The 16,972-nt window shown below is 67.4% G+C and carries 14 protein-coding genes; 2 read left to right on the top strand and 12 right to left on the bottom strand.

Annotation, left to right across the window (positions count from 1 at the left end; genetic code table 11):
• Positions 1 to 113: 113 nt before the first annotated feature.
• Positions 114 to 3,293: an EAL domain-containing protein gene (locus tag BM004_RS05570; RefSeq protein ID WP_093211715.1), complete on the bottom strand. Its 3,180-nt coding sequence runs from the start codon at positions 3,291 to 3,293 to the stop codon at positions 114 to 116.
• A gap of 225 nt (positions 3,294 to 3,518) precedes the next feature.
• On the opposite strand from BM004_RS05570, the gene xth reads away from it, so the two are divergent.
• Positions 3,519 to 4,304, top strand: a complete 786-nt coding sequence (gene xth, locus BM004_RS05565) for an exodeoxyribonuclease III (protein ID WP_093124624.1) — start codon at positions 3,519 to 3,521, stop codon at positions 4,302 to 4,304.
• 4 nt (positions 4,305 to 4,308) lie between these two features.
• Positions 4,309 to 4,836 carry a hypothetical protein gene (locus BM004_RS05560; protein ID WP_093124621.1) on the top strand — a complete coding sequence of 176 codons (528 nt, stop codon included), beginning with the start codon at positions 4,309 to 4,311 and terminating at the stop codon, positions 4,834 to 4,836.
• A 73-nt stretch (positions 4,837 to 4,909) separates the two neighbouring features.
• Here the strand turns inward: BM004_RS05560 and ntrC are convergent, their stop codons facing one another.
• The 11 genes from ntrC to ggt form a co-directional block, all read right to left on the bottom strand.
• Positions 4,910 to 6,451 (bottom strand): nitrogen regulation protein NR(I), encoded by a 1,542-nt coding sequence (ntrC, locus tag BM004_RS05555; protein ID WP_093124619.1) that lies wholly within the window; start codon positions 6,449 to 6,451, stop codon positions 4,910 to 4,912.
• A gap of 27 nt (positions 6,452 to 6,478) precedes the next feature.
• Entirely contained in the window at positions 6,479 to 7,558 is a 1,080-nt protein-coding gene (glnL, locus tag BM004_RS05550; protein ID WP_093124616.1) for a nitrogen regulation protein NR(II), read from the bottom strand.
• A gap of 1 nt (position 7,559) precedes the next feature.
• The gene (locus BM004_RS05545; protein ID WP_093124614.1) at positions 7,560 to 8,066 is read right to left on the bottom strand and encodes a hypothetical protein; all 507 of its coding nucleotides are present in this window, start codon (positions 8,064 to 8,066) and stop codon (positions 7,560 to 7,562) included.
• Between the two features lie 158 nt (positions 8,067 to 8,224).
• Positions 8,225 to 9,640, bottom strand: a complete 1,416-nt coding sequence (gene glnA, locus BM004_RS05540) for a type I glutamate--ammonia ligase (protein WP_093124612.1) — start codon at positions 9,638 to 9,640, stop codon at positions 8,225 to 8,227.
• A gap of 146 nt (positions 9,641 to 9,786) precedes the next feature.
• A complete protein-coding gene (locus BM004_RS05535; RefSeq protein ID WP_177206360.1) occupies positions 9,787 to 10,587 on the bottom strand; it encodes a competence/damage-inducible protein A in 801 nt (266 codons plus the stop codon).
• Complete coding sequence (locus tag BM004_RS05530; protein ID WP_093211713.1) at positions 10,584 to 11,480, bottom strand: EI24 domain-containing protein; 897 nt, start codon at positions 11,478 to 11,480, stop codon at positions 10,584 to 10,586. Before BM004_RS05530 ends, BM004_RS05535 begins: the two co-directional genes overlap by 4 nt.
• A gap of 50 nt (positions 11,481 to 11,530) precedes the next feature.
• A complete protein-coding gene (locus BM004_RS05525; RefSeq protein WP_093211711.1) occupies positions 11,531 to 12,505 on the bottom strand; it encodes a sterol desaturase family protein in 975 nt (324 codons plus the stop codon).
• A gap of 10 nt (positions 12,506 to 12,515) precedes the next feature.
• A complete protein-coding gene (locus BM004_RS05520; RefSeq protein WP_093211709.1) occupies positions 12,516 to 13,328 on the bottom strand; it encodes a polysaccharide deacetylase family protein in 813 nt (270 codons plus the stop codon).
• Complete coding sequence (locus BM004_RS05515) at positions 13,312 to 14,325, bottom strand: YncE family protein (RefSeq protein WP_093211707.1); 1,014 nt, start codon at positions 14,323 to 14,325, stop codon at positions 13,312 to 13,314. Before BM004_RS05515 ends, BM004_RS05520 begins: the two co-directional genes overlap by 17 nt.
• An 82-nt stretch (positions 14,326 to 14,407) precedes the next feature.
• On the bottom strand, positions 14,408 to 15,157 hold the full coding sequence (locus BM004_RS05510) for a pseudouridine synthase (RefSeq protein WP_093125212.1): 750 nt from the start codon (positions 15,155 to 15,157) through the stop codon (positions 14,408 to 14,410).
• 61 nt (positions 15,158 to 15,218) lie between these two features.
• A complete protein-coding gene (gene ggt / locus BM004_RS05505) occupies positions 15,219 to 16,913 on the bottom strand; it encodes a gamma-glutamyltransferase (protein ID WP_256219811.1) in 1,695 nt (564 codons plus the stop codon).
• Positions 16,914 to 16,972: the final 59 nt, after the last annotated feature.

Below are 16,972 nucleotides of genomic sequence, written 5' to 3'. Positions count from 1 at the left end.
CGGATTGAAGAACCAAATTGAGGCACATAGCCCCATTACGGTGCGGACAAAGGGCGCACACCTTGCACTGCGGCCCAAAGAAGACAGCGGCGTGTCGTTTTTCGGAAAAAGGCTCAGGCCGCCGTCGCACCCATGCGGCTTTCCTGCTCGATCCAGCCCGCCAGCCGGGCGGCGGGCATCGGCCTGGCGATCAGGTAGCCCTGCAGCTCGTCGCAGCGGGCCGCGCGCAGCGTGTCGGCCTCCTCGGGCAGCTCCACGCCTTCGGCCACCACGCGCAGCCCGAGCGTGTGGCCCAGGCCGATGATGGCCCGCGCGATCGCCATGTCGGTCGGGTCGCCGAGCATGTTGTGGACGAAGGAGCGGTCGATCTTGAGCTTGTCGATGGGAAAGCGGTTGAGGTAGTTCAGGCTCGAGTAGCCCGTGCCGAAGTCGTCGATCGACAGCATCACGCCCAGCGACTTCAGCGCATGCAGCTGCGCCAGCGTGCGCTCGGCCGCGTCCATCAGCGTCGATTCGGTGAGCTCGATCTCGATGTCGCCCGGCGGCACGCCGTGGGTGGCGAGCGCCTTGCGCAGCACCTCGACCAGGTCGCCGTCGCGCAGCTGCAGCGCCGACATGTTGATCGACACCCGGATCGCGCCCAGCCCGTCGCGGCGCCAGGCGGCGTGCTGCGCGCAGGCCTGCTCGATGACCCAGGCGCCGATGGCCACGATCTGGCCCGACTCCTCCGCGATGGGGATGAACTCCGCGGGCGGCACCTGCCCGAGCTCGGCGCTCTGCCAGCGCAGCAGCGCCTCCACGCAGATCAGCTCGCCGCCGTGGGCGTCGATGCGCGGCTGGTAGTGCAGGCTGAGCTCGTTGCGCTCGATGGCGTGGCGCAGGCTGGACTCGCGCTGCAGCCGATGCTGGGCGCGCTCGTTCATCTCGGGCGTGAAGAAGCGCGCGGTGTCGCGCCCGCTGGCCTTGCTCTGGTACATCGCCACGTCGGCATGCCGCATGAGGGCGTCGATGTCCTGCGCGTCGTCGGGATAGACCGCGATGCCCACGCTGCACGAGACATGGATCTCGGCGCCGTCGATGTCGTGCGGCTGCCGTATCAGCCGGATCAGCCGGCGCTCGACCAGCGCCAGGATCTCCTCGCCGTCGGCCACGTTGTTGAGCACCACCACGAACTCGTCGCCGCCGAGCCGGCTCACGGTGTCGCCCGGCCGCACGGCCTGGCTCATGCGGGAGGCCACCGAGCGCAGCAGCGCGTCGCCCACGTGGTGGCCGAGCGAGTCGTTGATGTTCTTGAAGCGGTCCAGGTCGATGAACAGCACGCCCACGCGCTGCCCCTTTCGCTGCGCCTGCTGCAGCGCGAGCCCCAGGCGCTCGATGCACAGCGAGCGGTTGGGCAGCTCGGTCAGCACGTCGTGGTGCGCCAGGAAGCGGATGCGCGCCTCGCTGCGCTTGCGGTCGCTCACGTCGATGGAGGTGAAGATGTAGTGCGAGATGCGCTCCGGCCCGTCGCGCACCACGCTGGCGACCAGCCACGCGGGGTAGCAGTCGCCGTTGCGCCGGCGCACGCTGACCTCGCCCTGCCAGGTGCCGCGCTGGTCGAGCACCGGCCAGAGATCGGCGAACAGCATGCTGTCGTCGCTCATGAGCTGCTCGGGCGGCTCGCCGACCAGGTCGGCCAGGTCGTGGCCCGTGAGGCGGCACAGCGCCCGGTTCACCGTGAGGATGCGGTGCTGCTCGTCGATGATCAGGATGCCTTCGGACGAGGCCTCGAACACCTTGGCCCAGAGCATCAGCCGCTGCTCCATCAGCTTCAGGTGGTTGATGGGCGTGAAGGCCGTGAGCAGCGCGTCCTGCCCGTGGTAGACCAGCCGCCGCGCCGACAGCACGGCCCACGAAGGCTCCGCGCCGCCGAGCCAGCGCACCTCGAACTCGTCGACGGCGCCGCGGTCGGCCAGCTGCTGGAAGAAGCGCGAGCGCACGCCGGGCGCCACGCCCAGCGCCCACGGGTCGCGCGTGACGCCGCCGAGCCAGGCCTGCGCGCTGGGGTTGGCGTTGAGCACCTCGTGGTTCGGAATGGCCGTGACCATCAGCGGAATCGGAATGGCCGCGACCAGGTCGCGCTGCGCCTCGGCCGCGCGGGCGCTGGCCGCAAGCTCCTGCTGCGCCTGGCGCTCGCGGTCGAGCTGCGCGAGCATGTCGTTGAAACCGAGCACCAGCGAGCCGATCTCGTCGCCGCTGTCCCAGTGCGCGCGCAGGCTGTGGTCGTTGGTGCGGCGCACCGTGTCGACCACGCCCGACAGCCGCCGCAGCGGCAGCGAGATCTGGCGCGCCACGTAGAACACCGCCGTGAGGATCATCAGCAGCAGGAAGAGCGCCGTGCCCAGGTGCAGCCACATGCGCGCGAAGAAGCCCTTCTCGCGCGAAGTGAGCATGGCGTCGAGCTCGCCGATGGCGCCGGACCAGGCGTTGTCGAGCTCGCCGAACAGCGCCTGCTGGGCCGTGTCGAACGCGGCCAGGCCGCGGCTGTTGCCACTGTTGTCGCTGCTGTCGCTCGACTCCAGCACGTTGCGCGAGGCCCGCCGGAAGGCGTCGATGCTCGCCAGCAGGCGCGCGCGCGACGGTTCGAGCCGTGCCTGCAGCGGCCCCTTGGCGGCGGCGAAGGCCTCCGCGTAGTCGCTCCTGATGCTGGCCGCGATGGCGTCGATGCGCCCTTCCAGGATGAAGTACTGCGTGCGCGCCTCGGTGGCCGCGAGCGCCTTCGCACCGGGGGCGTGCAGCCGCGCGGCCATGTCGGAGCCCAGCTCGAGCAACTCGGGAAAGCGCAGCAGCACCAGCGACATCGTGTAGTAGCTGTCGAGGTCGGGGTCGAGGATCAGGTTCGACTGGTTGCCGATGCGCGTGACCAGCGCGCGCCCCTGCTCGAGCGCCGCGCGCGCAGCCGCCTCTCGCCCGGCGGGGCCGGCCTCCTGCACCGACGCCAGCGCGTCCTTGAACTGGCGGCTGAGCTCGGCGCTTTGCATGCCGTCGCCGTACTGCTGCTCGAGCCGCTCCAGCGCCTGCGGCGGCGCGGCATGGGCGCCCTGCCAGCCGGCGGTGGCCAGCAGGGTCTCGCGCATGCGGTCGATGTAGGCCGCGCCGGCCATCTCCTTGCGGCCGAAGTCGATCGCGATGAATTTCTCGCTGATCAGGATGCCGCTGATGAAGATGACGGCACTCAGGTCCAGCAGATAGATGACCAGCAGCTTGCGGCCAACGCTGAGCCGGCTCAGGCGGCGGGTAACGAATTGCACCATATCCCTCCAGGATCGGGCTCATGCATGCAATCTTTAGGCCTCTTTTGCGCGGATCGCGACAGATCGTTCGGAATGCGCGCCGTCGGACCCGAAAAAGCCGAGGCGAGGTTACCAAGCGTAGCAACGGGGCCGTGGTTTTCGGATGCTGGCCGCGGCCCTTTGCTAAGCTGTCCGCCGACTCAACGAAACCAGTGCCGTCCAAACGATCGGCACGCCGACAGCCCCATGAAAATCGCCACCTGGAACGTCAACTCCCTCACCGCGCGCCTGCAGCACGTGCTCGACTGGCTCATTGCCAACCCGGTCGACGTGCTCTGCCTGCAGGAGCTCAAGATGACGGACGACAAGTTCCCCCTCGAGGTGCTCAAGTCGGCCGGCTACGAGGCCGCGGTGTTCGGCCAGAAGACCTACAACGGCGTGGCCATCCTGAGCCTGGCGCCGATGCGCGACGTGGTGAAGAACATCGGCGGCTTTGCCGACGAGCAGTCGCGCGTGATCGCGGCCACGGTCGAGACGCCCACGGGCCCGCTGCGCGTGATCAACGGCTACTTCGTGAACGGCCAGGAGCCGGGCTCCGAAAAGTTCGCCTACAAGATGAAGTGGCTCGAGGCGCTGCACGAGCTGGTGCGCCAGGAGATGGCCGCGCACCCGAACCTGGTGCTGCTGGGCGACTTCAACGTCACGCCCGAAGACCGCGACAGCTTCGACCCCGTGGGCCTGAAGGAAACCATTCACCACACGACCGAGGAGCGCAACCATTTCAAGGCGCTGCTGGAGCTGGGCCTGACCGACAGCTTCCGCATGTTCGAGCAGCCCGAGAAGAGCTTCTCGTGGTGGGACTACCGCATGCTGGGCTACCAGAAGAACCGCGGCCTGCGCATCGACCACATCCTGGTGAGCCAGCCGCTGCTGCCGCGCGTGAAGGGCTGCGTCATCGACCGCGTGCCGCGCAAGTGGGAAAAGCCGAGCGACCATGCGCCGGTGGTGCTCGACCTCGACCAGGGCGCCTGAGCCGATGGCCGCGCTCACCCGCACCGCAGGCCGCCTCGCTTGGGTGGCGGCCGCGCTCGCGCTGTCCGCCTGCTCGCTGCTGAAGCCTTCGGACAAGGCGGAAAGCGGTACGGCGGCCACTTCGGAATCGCCTGCCGACGAAGCGTCGAGCAGCGGGCGCGAGGTGGCCACCGTGCGGCTGATCACCGCGCAGACGCCCGCAGTGCGGGCCTACCGCAAGATCGGCGCGCGCCACATCTACAACAAGTACGCCAGCCGCATCTACAAGGGCAAGATTCCGCCGCTGGTGTATGCGGTGGTGGTGGTCGAGACCGACATCGACGCGACCGGCAAGGTGGTCCGCGTGGGCTTCAGCCGCACGCCGAGCCACGCGCCGGAGGTGGCGCCGATGATCGCGGAGCTGATCAAGGCCACGTCGCCGCTGCCCAGCCCGGGCAAGCTGGGCGCGCACACCTACGTGGACACGTGGCTCTGGGACAAGAGCGGCAACTTCCAGATCGACTCGCTGACGCTGGGGCAGCGCAGCAGATAGACAGAACGACAGGTCGGCAGGTCGACAGGAAGAAGGAAGCGCTCCAAAAGAAAAAAGGCCCTGAGGGCCTTTTTCATTCGATGCCGAGTTCCTGGATCTTCCGGGTGATGGTGTTGCGCCCGATGCCCAGCTTCTGCGCGGCCTCGATGCGGCGGCCCCGCGTGTTGGCCAGCGCCGTGAGGATCAGCCTCGACTCGAAGCGGCGCGAGAGCACGTCCCAGACGTCGGTGCGGCCGGCCGCCAGCAGCGCCTGGGCCTCGACCTCGAGGCCGCTCTCCCAGCTGCTGACGCCCGCGTGGGCTTCGGCGGTTTCGGCGACGGCATGCGCGGCAGGCGCCGCTTCGCCGCCCGCCACCGGCGGCGAGGCCATCGGTTGATGCGGTGCCGGAACCGGCGCGGCAGCCAGAGCCTCGGGCGCATGGATGGGCGCATGAACCTCGGCACCGCCGGCCATCACTTCGGGCGGCAGGTCCTTGGCTTCGATCAGTTGCGCCGGCGCCATCACCGTCAGCCAGTGGCAGATGTTCTCGAGCTGGCGCACGTTGCCGGGGAAGCTGAAGGCCGCGAGCTTGGCCAGCGCCGCATCGGAAATGCGCTTGGGCTCCACGCCGAGCTGACGCGCGCTCACCTGCAGGAAGTGGCGCGTGAGCGCGGGCACGTCTTCGCCGCGTTCGCGCAATGCCGGCAGGCGCAGGCGGATCACGTTGAGGCGGTGGAACAAGTCTTCGCGGAAGCCGCCGAGCTTGACGCGCTGCTCTAGGTCCTGGTGGGTCGCCGCGATCACGCGCACATTGGCCTTGACCGAGTTGTGCCCGCCCACGCGGTAGAAATGGCCGTCGCTCAGCACGCGCAGCAGGCGCGTCTGCAGGTCGAAGGGCATGTCGCCGATTTCGTCGAGGAACAGCGTGCCGCCCTCGGCCTGCTCGAAGCGGCCGCGGCGCATGGTCTGCGCGCCGGTGAAGGCGCCGCGCTCATGGCCGAAGAGTTCGCTCTCGAGCAGGTCCTTCGGAATGGCGGCGGTGTTGATGGCCACGAACGGGCCGTTGGCGCGCGGCGAGTGCTTGTGCAGCGCGCGTGCGACCAGTTCCTTGCCCGAGCCCGATTCGCCGGTGATGAGCACCGTGACGTTGCTCTGCGAGAGTCGGCCGATGGCGCGGAACACGTCCTGCATGGCGGGGGCCTGGCCGAGCATCTCGGGCGCGGCGACCATGCGCTCTTCGGCGACTTCCTCGCGCTGGCTCTCGTCGACGGCGCGGCGGATGAGTTCGACCGCGCGCGGCAGGTCGAAGGGCTTGGGCAGGTATTCGAAGGCGCCGCCCTGGAAGGCCGAGACGGCGCTGTCGAGGTCGGAGAACGCCGTCATGATGATGACGGGCAGGCCGGGGTGCTTGGCCTTGATCTTGTCGAGCAGGTCGAGCCCGGAGCCGCCGGGCATGCGGATGTCGCTCACCAGGACCTGCGGCCCCTGCTGTTCGTCGTCGGCGGCCTGTTCGAGTGCGGCAAGCACTTCGCGCGTGTTCGTGAAGCTGCGTGTCGGGAGGTCTTCGCGCAGCAGAGCCTTCTCGAGCACGAAGCGAATCGATTGGTCGTCATCAACTATCCAGATCGGCTTCATGCATCTCCTCTGTTGCCGGGTGCTGCGCTAGGGCAGCGGTATCAATATCTTGAAATCGGTTCGGCCCGGGACGCTGTCGCACTCGATCACGCCGTGATGCTGTTGCACAAAAGTTTGTGCGAGCGTCAATCCCAGCCCGGTCCCGCCTTCCCTGCCCGAAACGAGCGGATAGAAGATGCGGTCCTTGATCGTGTCCGGCACACCCGGTCCATTGTCAATGACATGCAATTCCAGTGCCAGTCGATACCACTGCTTGTTGAAGATCACCTGGCGGGCCACCCGCGTCTTGAAAGTGATCTGCGCATCGCCCGCCGCGCGCCGCTCGGCCAGCGCCTGCGCCGCGTTGTGCGCGATGTTCAGCGTGGCCTGGATGAGCTGCTCGCGGTCGCCGCGAAACTCGGGGATCGAGACGTCGAAGTCGCGCTCGATGTGCAGGTCGCGCGGGAACTCCGCGAGGATGACGGAGCGCACGCGCTCGCACACCTCGTGGATGTTCACGTCGCCCACCACGTGCGGGCGCCGGTGCGGCGCCAGCAGCCGGTCGACCAGCGTCTGCAGCCGGTCGGCCTCGTGGATGATGACCTGGGTGTATTCGATGAGGTCGCGCGACTCGACCTCCATCTGAAGCAGCTGCGCCGCGCCGCGGATGCCGCCCAGCGGGTTCTTGATCTCGTGCGCGAGGTTGCGGATGAGTTCCTTGTTGGCCTGCGCCTGGTCGATGAGGCGCTCCTCGCGGTCCTGGCGCACCTGCTGCTCCAGCGGCGACATCTCGATGATGAGTTCGCCCTTCTTGTCGCCGTGCGCCAGCGTCACCTGCACCGGCATCAGCTCGTGGTTCACGCGGCGCAAAAAGGCCTCGTAGCGCAGCGTTGCAAAGTCGTTGCTGCTGGCGCCGTCGAGGGCCGTGCGCAGCACCTGCGGCTCATGGAAACATGCGCCGAACTGGGAACCCTCGAGCGTGCGCCGCGAAGTGCCCAGTGCGTCTTCGAGACCTGCATTGGCAAACAGCACGGAGCCGTCGCTGTTGACCACCGCGATCAGCGTGGACAGCAGGTCGAAGGACTGGAAGCGCAGGTTGGCGCCGTTCGCCTTCTTCCCGAACACCATGTTATTGGGGCTGCTTGACGGGCAGGCGGCCGATTTCGCGGCGGATGCCGGCGATGTCGCTCTCGTTGCGCGCCAGCTCGGCCTTCATTTCGGCAACACGGTCCAGGTACTTCTGGTAGTTCTTGCCTTCGCTGCCCTGCTTCTCGGGCTCGCCGTTGTTGTATTCCTTCTGCAGCTCGGCCTGGCGCGACTCGGCCTTCTTGAGCTCGGACTCGAGCACCGAGCGCGCCTCGCCGTCGCGGGCACGCTGGTCGACGCCTTCGACGCGCGGGCTGCCGGCCGGCGCACGCGCCGCGGAAGAGCCCGACGACGATGCGGAGCCGCCGCCCGAAGGCTTGGTGCCTTGCACGACCGTCACGTTGCCGCCTTCGAGCAGCTTGCAGCCCTTTTGCTGGGCCACGGAGGCGTTGTTGGTGTATTCGTTGCCGCAGCGCCAGACGCGTTCTTGCGCGAGCGCCGGCAGCGCGATCAGGGATGCGGCCAGGAAAATGAGAGAAGCAGTCTTCATGTGTATCGGGTGGATGGCGCGACAAAGGCGCATTTTCGTGCAATTCGACGCCACTGGTGACAAGATGTTCCGCCCCCATGAAAAAGGACGGCCGAGGCCGTCCTTTCGACTTACATCCCCTCGGAAGGCCGAGGGGAATGGCTGCGTCGCCGTGGCGATTACAGCGAGTAGTACATGTCGAACTCGACGGGGTGCGTCGCCATGCGGAAGCGCGTGACTTCCTGCATCTTCAGTTCGATGTACGCGTCGATGTAGGCATCGGTGAACACGCCGCCCTTGGTCAGGAACGCACGGTCCTTGTCCAGGTATTCCAGGGCCTGGTCGAGGCTGTGGCACACGGTCGGGATCAGCGCGTCTTCTTCCGGCGGCAGGTGGTACAGGTCCTTGCTGGCGGCTTCGCCCGGATGGATCTTGTTTTCCACGCCGTCGAGGCCGGCCATCAGCAGCGCGGCGAAGCCCAGGTACGGGTTCATCAGCGGATCGGGGAAGCGCGCTTCGACGCGGCGGCCCTTGGGGTTGGCCACGAACGGAATGCGGATCGAGGCCGAGCGGTTCTTGGCCGAGTAGGCCAGCTTCACCGGGGCTTCGAAGCCGGGGACCAGGCGCTTGTAGCTGTTGGTGCCGGGGTTCGTGATGGCGTTCAGGGCACGTGCGTGCTTGATGATGCCGCCGATGTAGTGCAGAGCGAAGTCGCTCAGGCCGGCGTAGCCGTCGCCTGCGAACAGGTTCTTGCCGTCCTTCCAGACCGACTGGTGCACGTGCATGCCGGAGCCGTTGTCGCCGACGATGGGCTTGGGCATGAAGGTGGCGGTCTTGCCGTAGGCGTGGGCCACGTTGTGGATCACGTACTTCTGCAACTGGACCCAGTCGGCGCGCTGGACCAGCGTGCTGAACTTGGTGCCGAGTTCCATCTGGCCGGCGTTGGCCACTTCATGGTGATGCACTTCGACCGGGATGCCGAGCGATTCGAGCACCAGGCACATTTCCGAACGCATGTCCTGGAAGCTGTCGACCGGGGGAACCGGGAAGTAGCCGCCCTTGACCGCCGGACGATGGCCGGTGTTGCCGTGTTCGTATTCCTTGTCGGTGTTCCACGAGGCTTCTTCGGAGTCGATCTTCACGAAGCAGCCCGACATGTCGTTCTTCCAGCGAACGCCGTCGAACACGAAGAATTCGGGTTCCGGACCGAAGAAAGCGGTGTCGCCCAGGCCCGAAGCCTTCATGTAGGCTTCCGCGCGCTTGGCGAGCGAACGCGGGTCGCGCTCGTAGGCCTTGCCGTCGGCGGGGTCGATGACGTCGCAGGTCAGGATCATCGTCGTCTCTTCGAAGAACGGATCGATGTTCGCGGTATTCGGGTCGGGCATGAGCTGCATGTCCGAAGCTTCGATCCCCTTCCAGCCGGCGATGGACGAGCCGTCGAATGCGTGGCCCGAGGTGAATTTGTCTTCATCGAAATGAGACACGGGCACGGTCACGTGCTGCTCTTTGCCGCGGGTGTCGGTGAAGCGGAAGTCGACGAACTTGACCTCGTTTTCCTTGACGAGCTTGAGTACATCGGCGACGGTCTTTGCCATCAGTTTCTCCTGAGTTGGATGGTGGTTAGGAATACGGGGACGAGGGATGCAGTTTCTGTGCCATTGTCACCTCAGGCGATGAGGCTTTGGTGAACGCCGCAAACCCCAAATAAAGGCAGTAATTCCCTATTTTGGTGCGATTGAAATTAACGCACCAATTCAGGGCCAAGCTTCGCATCGAAACCGTGCAGGCCTTCGATCAGCTGCGCATAGGCCGCATCGAGCCGACCGGGGTCGCCCTTCACGCCCAGCTCGATATGACGGCCATATTCGGGGTGATCGACGCTCGGCAGGCTGAACACCTTGATGCCGGCGTGCTGGTCTTCGATGGCCTGCATCAGCGGGGTCAGGGTGGCTTCCATGGCACCGAAAACGATCACGGACTTCTCGGCGACCGCGTTTCGGGTGAAAAGATCGGCGTAGCGGCCGTCGAGCACGGACTCGACCATCGGCCAGGCCATGACCGGGAAACCCGGCACGAAATGCACGTCGCCGACGCTGAAGCCGGGGATCTTGTTGTACGGGTTGTGAATGAGCGCGGCGCCCTGCGGAAACACGCCCATGTTGAGCCGGTGCACATTGTCCGACCGGTCGGGCTCGTAGGGCACGCCCTGCTCGCGCGCCGTGTCCTGCATGCGCTCGCGGATCAGCAGCTCGGCCTCGGGGTGCAGCGCGAGCGGCACGCCCAGCGCCTTGGCCGCGCACTGGCGGGTGTGGTCGTCGGGCGTGGCACCGATGCCGCCGGTCGAGAAGACGATGTCGCCCGAGGCGAAGGCGCGGGCAAGCGCGGCGGTGATGCGCGCCGGCTCGTCGCCGACGTACTCGGCCCAACTCAGCTGCAGGCCGCGCGCGGCGAGCAGCTCGATGACCTTGGCCATGTGCTTGTCGGCCCGCTTGCCGGAAAGAATCTCGTCGCCGACGACGATGAGACCGAATGCGCGTGTCATGGTGAACCCCATTGAGAAAGAGCGGCCCGGTTGGCTTGCGCGGTCTGCGCGGCCTCCAGGGCCGGCATGCCGGCCGCGCCCGACGCCGCGGCCGCCGCGCGCTGCGCGCGCAGTTGCGCGAGCGCGTCGAGGCAGTAGTGGGCGAACCAGAGCGCCGAGAAGGCGAAGACCAGTGTGTAGATCCAGATGGCGATCGGCACCAGCACGAAGAAGGCGGCGGCAAACAGCAACCCCGACGCCCAGACGATGCTCGGCGCGGCGCCCAGGTAGCCGCACAGCACGCCGACGCACAAGAGCGGCACACGGTGCGCGCGAATCAGCGCGGCGCGCTCCTCGGGGTTGGCATGCTCTGCCAGCGCGTCGAAGCTCATCACGCGGTAGGTTAGCCAGCCCCAGATCAGCGGCGGAAGAATGAGCACCAGCGGCGGAATGAGCCACAGCGGCATCGACACCACCAGTGCAACCAGTGCCAGCACCGTGACGCCGAGCGAGCGCATCACGCTGCCGAAGAAAGAGGCGCCCTTCTTCTGCTCGAGCGAGGGAAAGCGCCGTTCGGCCACCAGCTTGGTGAGCGCCGGCGCCATGAAGCCGGCCACGATGAGCAGGCAGATCACCACGATCAGCGGCGTGGCCGCCAGCACCACGACCATCGGCGCGAGCACGCTCGTGATGTCGCCGGAGAACAGACGGCCGATCCAGGCCCAGAAGCTCGAGAGCAGCGGCCAGGCGTCGAGTGCGCCGTGCGTCCAGGCCACCGCGCCATCCCAGAAGAAGTACCCGAGCCCGGCGGCCAGCACCACCATCAGGCCCAACGGCAGGAGCGACAGCACGATCACGCGCGGCAGCATGCAATACGCGACCGCGCGCCAGAAGGAGTCGAGGAGCAGGCGCATGAGGCAGCGAGGATAACGCCTCGGGCGAGGCTGTCAGGGGCCGGAGCCCCTCAGCCGCGACCGACCATTCGCTTCAGGCCGAGCCACTGCTGCGCCCAGAAGCCGCGCCCGTACTCGCGCACGCGGCCGTCGCCGCCGGGTTCGACCTGGTCGCGGATGCCCGTGGGGTCGTAGCGGTTCTCGAAGTTGGCGGTGCCGAACATCATGTCCCACCACGGCAGCAGCACGCCGAAGTTGTGGCCGCCGAGCGTGCTCTTGCCGTTCGACTCGTGGCCCAGGCCGATGCTGTGGTGCAGCCGGTGGAAGCGCGGGCTGATCCACAGCCGCTCGCCAAGGCCGCCGAAGCTCAGCCGCAGGTTGGCGTGCTGCAGGCTCTCGCTGAGCTGCGTGAACGCGACGAAGGCGATGAACTGCCCCGGCGCCACGCCGATGAGCTGCGCCACGACCACGATCAGCGTGTCGTGCACGATGTCGTCCAGCAGGTGGTTGCGGTCGTCGCTCCACATGGTCATCTGGCGCTGCGAGTGGTGCAGCGAATGCAGCCCCCACCACCAGTTGAACTGGTGCTGGCCGCGGTGGATCCAGTAGCCGACGAAGTCGAGCACCACCAGGTAGATGGCAAAGGCGAGCACTGGCACGTCGGTCACGCCGGGCCACACCTCGTCGAGGTGGAAGGTGCCCCACCCCGCCGTGCGCAGGCCGCCCATGGCGTCGTCGAAGAAGGGCTGCAGCGTGAAGAAGATGGCCAGCCGGAACAGGCCGAGCCGGTGGATCAGCGTGTAGAGCACGTCGATGCGGATGGCGTGCCGGTCGACCACCGGTTCCACCGAGCGCCAGCGCTGCAGCGGGCCGATGACCGCGATCAGCACCACGATCTGGATGGCGCCGACCAGCAGCCAGCCGGTGGCGTCGAAGGCGTCCTCGGTCCAGCCGCCCAGGCCCACCGCGAAGACCAGCGGTTGCACCACGGTTTCGAAGAACCAGCCTTGCATGGCCGAAAAGATGTCCGTCAACCAGTCGATCACGACACAAGCCTCAGGGATGGGATGCGATCCAGGCGCGGAAATCGGGGTGCTGGCGCAGGGTCTCGAAGCAGAAGCCCTTGGCCTTGAGGCCGACGATCAGCGGCTCGAGGTTGGCCGGCGCCCACGGGTCCTTGCGCGACCAGATGCCCAGGTGCGCGAGCAGGATGTCGCCGGGGCGGATGGTGTCGAGTGCCTGCGTGAGCAGCCTGGCGTTGCTGAATTTCTCGCTCGGCAGTTCGTCGCCGAGGAAACCAGCAGGCGCCCAGCCGACGTACTTGTAGCCGCAGCCCTCGGCGGCGGCCAGCAGCGCGGGAGAGGTCTTGCCGCCCGGCGCGCGGTACAGCGGCAGCGGCTTCTTGCCGGTGATGGCGGCCAGCCGGTCGGACGACTTGCGGATGTTGGCGCAGTACTCGGCTGCGGTCCAGGTCGATTCCTTGCCGTCCTGCGGCCCGGCCGACGGCTTGATGCGAAAGCTCGGCGGCGTGCCCTTGACGTCGGCGCGCCAGTAGGCGTGGTCGTAGGTGTGCGAGCCGAACTCGTTGCCTTCGGCCGCCCTCGCCTTCCACCAGGCGGTCCAATGGTCGTCGAGGCTGTCGCCGTCGGTCTGGGTGCGCTCGGCGGCGGCAAAGAAGGTGACGCGCACGTTCTGGCGCTTGAGCACGTCGGCCACCAGCGGGGCGATGCCCATGTGGCCGGTGTCGAGGGTCAGGTAGACCGGCTTTTCGCAGCTGGCCGCGCCCTGCGCCGCCCAGGCGCCGGGCATGACGCTGCCAGCCAGCAGCAGCGCGAGCGCCGCGCCGGCGCTCTTACGTGCGCTTGCCATGGTCCAGGGTCCAGACGCCGTGCGGCGAACGGCCGACGTTGACCTGGCGCACGACCTTCTGGGCCACGAGGTCCACCACCGTGAGCTTCTTGGCCCAGCGCGAGGTCACGTACAGCGTCTTGCCGTCGGCCGACACGTCCATGCAGTCGGGGCCGCCGGGCACGGCGTAGTTGGCCACCACCTTGAGCGTGCTCAGGTCGATGCGGCTGATGGTGTTGGCCACGCGGTTGCTCACGAACACCGTCTTGCCGTCGCCGGCCGAGCGGAACGCGTGGGCGCCCTTGCCGGTAGGGATCTTGCCGACCAGCTTGGGCTCGGCGCCGGCCACGTCATACACCTGCACGCCGTCGCCGCCGGTCAGGCCGACCAGCAGGGTCTTGTCGTTGTGCGTGCCGAAGATGTCCGCCGGCATCGGGCCGGTGGCGGTGCGCCACTTCACGGTCTGCGTGGGCAGGTCGACGGCGATCATCTCGTCGCTGTCCTGCATGGTCACGTAGGCGATGGTGCTGGTGTTGTCGATCCAGATGTGGCTGGGCGTCTTGCCGGTGGCGATGCGCTTGGCCAGCTTCAGGTCCTTGCCGTCCCAACGGTACACGTCGACGTGGTTCAGGCGGTTGCCCGCCGTGACGAACCACTTCATGTCGCGCGAGAACTGCAGCTGGTACGGATCGATGATGCCGTAGACCACGCGCTGCACTTCGGCCGTCTTGGGGTTCAGGAAGGTCAGCGAGTCGCCCGCCGAATTGGCCACGATGACCGACTTCTCGTCGGGCGTCATGTAGAGGTGGTGCGGCTCCTTGCCGGTGGCGATGCGCTGCTTTTCCGTCCAGTCGACCGGGTTGATCACGCTCACGCTGGCGTCCAGCGAGTTGAGCACGAAGATCGGAGGGGGTTCGGCCGGGGCGGCGGCGGCGGCCGTCGCATGTACCGAAAAGGCCGCAAAACAGGCAAGCAGGAAGGCCGCAAGGCGGCCGTTCGGTCGGGCAGAAAGTCGCAAGGGGAGGTTCCGGGAGAGAGCTTGGCGAGATTAACGGTCGAGCCTTAAGACTGGCTGACCGTCCGGGGGCTCTTTCTCGCGCTTATTTAGGGGGTTTGGCGGGTTTGGCAGGGGCCCGCAGGCCCGCAACCTCGTCGGCGGTCAGCCAGCGCCACTGTCCCGGCGCCAGCTCGGCCGGCAGCGCCAGGTCGCCGATGCGCGAGCGGTGCAGCCCTTCGACCCGGTTGCCGACCGCGGCCAGCATGCGCTTGACCTGGTGGTACTTGCCCTCGGTCAGCGTGAGCCGCAGGTGCAGCGGGCTGTCGGACTCGCAGGCGGCGGCGCGCACGGGCTTGGGGTCGTCGTCGAGCACCACGCCGGCCAGCAGCTTGGCGATCTGCGCCTCGTCGATGGGGTGCTTGGCCGTCACCTCGTAGACCTTGGGCACGTGGTGCTTGGGCGAGCCCATCTTGTGGATGAACTGGCCGTCGTCGGTCAGCAGCAGCAGCCCGGTGGTGTCCTGGTCGAGCCGGCCGATGGCCTGCACGCCCTGCACCGCGCCCTTGTTGGGCCGCAGCCGCAGCGGCGACGGCAGCAGCGTGTAGATGCTCGGGTAGGTCGAGGGCTTCTGCGAGCACTCGGTGCCGGCCGGCTTGTGCAGCATCAGGTAGGCCTTCTCGTGGTACGCCCACGGCGTGCCCTGCACGGTGTAGAGCAGGCCTTCGGGGTCGAGGTCGGCGAACGGGTCGGTCACGGCCTGGCCGTCGATGGTCACGTGGCCCTGCTGGGCAAGGCCCGCGCACACGCGGCGCGTGCCGAAGCCCTGGGTATAGAGGATGTCTTGCAGATGCATGGGAAATGAAAAAAGCGGCCGCGCCGCCAAGGGCACGACCGCCTTCTAGTGTGCCGCAGGATCAGTAGCCTGCCGCCAGGCCGGTGTTGCGGCGCGGGTCGTTGGCGCCGTAGAAGCGGTTGTTGCCCACCGGCTTGCCGCCCAGCGCGGGTGCGCCCACGATGATGGCGGCCAGGTGGTTGGCCGGTTGCGGCACACCGAGGTTGTGGCCCATGTCGGTCAGGATCTTGCGCGTGTCGGGGCTGATCGCGAAGGTCTCGACGTTGGTGACATCTGGCAGCCATTGCTGGTGGAAACGCGGCGCGTCGACAGCTTCCTGCACGTTCATGCCGTAGTCGACCACGTTCAGGATGGTATGCAGCACGGCCGTGATGATGCGGCTGCCGCCCGGCGTGCCGACCACGAACACCGGCTTGCCGTCCCTGGAGACGATGGTCGGGCTCATCGAGCTCAGCGGGCGCTTGCCCGGGGCGATGGCGTTGGCCTCGCCCTGCACCAGGCCGTACATGTTGGGCACGCCGATCTTCGAGGTGAAGTCGTCCATCTCGTTGTTCAGCAGCACGCCTGTCTTGGCGGCCGTGACCTTGGCGCCGAACCAGTCGTTCAGCGTGTAGGTCACGGAGACGGCATTGCCCCACTGGTCGGTGATCGAGTAGTGGGTGGTGTTGCTGCCTTCATGCGGCGCCACGCCGGGCTTGATGTCCTTGGAGACGCCGGCCTTCTTCGGGTCGATGGCCGCGCGGATCTTCTCGGCATAGCCCTTGTCGAGCAGGCGGTCGAGCGGGTTCTTCACGAAGTCGGGGTCGCCCAGGTAGCTGTTGCGGTCCACGTAGGCGTGGCGCATGGCTTCGATTTGGTAGTGCACCGACTGGGCCGAGCGAAAGCCCAGGTCCTTGAGCGGATAGCCCTCGAGGATGTTGAGCATCTCGCAGATGATCACGCCGCCCGAACTGGGCGGCGGTGCCGACACCACGCGGTAGCCGCGGTAGTCGCACTCCACCGGCGCGAGTTCACGCGTCTTGTACTGGTCGAGGTCGGCCTGCGTGATGATGCCCTTGCCGGCCTGGCTCGACGCCACGATGGCATCGCCCACCCAGCCCTTGTAGAAGCCGTCGGGGCCGTTCTTGCTGATGGTGCGCAGCGTCTTGCCGAGGTCTTTCTGCACCAGCTTCTGGCCGACCTGGAAGGGCTCGCCCTTGTTCAGGAAGATGGCGCCGGAGACGGCGTCCTTCTGGAAGTCGGCGGTGGAGGTCCAGAGCATGTCGATGTCGCCCTGCTCCAGCGCGAAGCCCTTTTCGGCCAGCTGGATCGAGGGCGCGATGAGGTCGGCGCGCTTCATGGTGCCGTACTTCTCGCGTGCGTATTCCATGCCCGAGACCGAGCCGGGCACGCCCACGGCCAGGTGGCCGTTGGTGCTCAGGCCCTTGACGACGTTGCCGTCCTTGTCGAGGTACATGTTGGCCGTGGCGGCCAGCGGCGCCTTCTCGCGGAAGTCGAGGAAGGTCTTGCGTCCGTCGGCCAGCTGCACGGTCATGAAGCCGCCGCCGCCGAGGTTGCCCGCGGCGGGGTACACCACCGCCAGCGCATAGCCCACGGCCACGGCCGCGTCGACGGCATTGCCGCCGCGCTTGAGCACGTCGACGCCGACCTTGCTGGCCAGGTGCTGCGCGCTCACGACCATGCCGTGCTCGGCCGCGACCGGCGCCTGCGACGCGGCATTCGACGCGCCGGCGGCCAGCGCGAGCACCGCCGCCATGGCGGTGCGCAGCTTGGGTGTCCATTGGATCTGTTGCATCTGAAAGTCTCCTCTGTGGG

Origin of the sequence: Variovorax sp. OK212, assembly GCF_900112425.1 — a bacterium.
In the GTDB taxonomy this organism is placed as follows: domain Bacteria; phylum Pseudomonadota; class Gammaproteobacteria; order Burkholderiales; family Burkholderiaceae_C; genus Variovorax.
This window is presented reverse-complemented; position numbering and strand designations above follow the sequence as displayed.

Bases quoted from the DNA above. Each gene is read 5' to 3' on its own strand.
- ntrC (WP_093124619.1), bottom strand. From the start codon at position 6,451: ATGAAGCCGATCTGGATAGTTGATGACGACCAATCGATTCGCTTCGTG.
- xth (WP_093124624.1), top strand. From the start codon at position 3,519: ATGAAAATCGCCACCTGGAACGTCAACTCCCTCACCGCGCGCCTGCAG.
- glnA (WP_093124612.1), bottom strand. From the start codon at position 9,640: ATGGCAAAGACCGTCGCCGATGTACTCAAGCTCGTCAAGGAAAACGAG.
- BM004_RS05535 (WP_177206360.1), bottom strand. From the start codon at position 10,587: ATGACACGCGCATTCGGTCTCATCGTCGTCGGCGACGAGATTCTTTCC.
- BM004_RS05530 (WP_093211713.1), bottom strand. From the start codon at position 11,480: ATGCGCCTGCTCCTCGACTCCTTCTGGCGCGCGGTCGCGTATTGCATG.
- BM004_RS05570 (WP_093211715.1), bottom strand. From the start codon at position 3,293: ATGGTGCAATTCGTTACCCGCCGCCTGAGCCGGCTCAGCGTTGGCCGC.
- BM004_RS05520 (WP_093211709.1), bottom strand. From the start codon at position 13,328: ATGGCAAGCGCACGTAAGAGCGCCGGCGCGGCGCTCGCGCTGCTGCTG.
- ggt (WP_256219811.1), bottom strand. From the start codon at position 16,913: ATGGCGGCGGTGCTCGCGCTGGCCGCCGGCGCGTCGAATGCCGCGTCG.
- BM004_RS05560 (WP_093124621.1), top strand. From the start codon at position 4,309: ATGGCCGCGCTCACCCGCACCGCAGGCCGCCTCGCTTGGGTGGCGGCC.
- BM004_RS05510 (WP_093125212.1), bottom strand. From the start codon at position 15,157: ATGCATCTGCAAGACATCCTCTATACCCAGGGCTTCGGCACGCGCCGC.
- glnL (WP_093124616.1), bottom strand. From the start codon at position 7,558: ATGGTGTTCGGGAAGAAGGCGAACGGCGCCAACCTGCGCTTCCAGTCC.
- BM004_RS05545 (WP_093124614.1), bottom strand. From the start codon at position 8,066: ATGAAGACTGCTTCTCTCATTTTCCTGGCCGCATCCCTGATCGCGCTG.